The sequence below is a fragment of the Microbacterium sp. Ru50 genome (assembly GCF_002920555.1).
Lineage (GTDB): Bacteria > Actinomycetota > Actinomycetes > Actinomycetales > Microbacteriaceae > Microbacterium > Microbacterium arborescens.
Genome location: NZ_PQSV01000058.1, coordinates 1 through 588 on the forward strand (window position 1 = coordinate 1; position 588 = coordinate 588).

1 protein-coding gene is annotated in these 588 nt (G+C 67.5%); it reads left to right on the top strand.

The window, feature by feature from the left end; all coding sequences use genetic code 11:
• A partial coding sequence (locus C3481_RS16240) for a phosphoribosyltransferase (protein ID WP_103843302.1) occupies positions 1-392 on the top strand: 392 nt, incomplete at its 5' end.
• Positions 393-588 lie beyond the last annotated feature (196 nt).

A 588-nucleotide genomic window follows, 5' to 3' on the forward strand; every position in this document is an offset into this window, starting at 1 on the left:
GCATCGCCCGGGGCGGGGTCTTCGTCGCGGGCGGGCTCGCCTACGCCCTCGACTGCAAGAACATCCACCTCGTCAACGTGGAGTTCTACACCGGTGTGGGCACGACCCTCGACATGCCGGTCATGCTCGCTCCCGTCCCGAACGTGATCGACTTCTCCGACAAGAAGGTGCTGATCACCGACGACGTCGCCGACACCGGCAAGACCCTGAAGCTGGTCCGTGACTTCTGCCTCGACACCGTCGCCGAGGTGCGCTCCGCCGTGATCTACGAGAAGTCCCACTCCCTCGTGAAGTGCGAGTACGTGTGGAAGCGGACCGACGACTGGATCAACTTCCCGTGGAGTGTCGAGCAGCCCGTGGTGAAGCGGGTCGGGCAGGTTCTGGACGCCTGAGGAACCCCGGTCACATACGGAAGGCCCCCGGCCGCACGCCGGGGGCCTTCCGCGTGGGCGAACCGTCAGAACGTGCCCAGCTTCACGATCGACAGCAGCGCGATCAGCTGGATCGCCGACGCCCCGAGCGCCCTCGGCCACGGCAGGTCGTGGGAGCGGGACACCATCAGGGTCAGCAGGGCGCCCGCGCCGACCC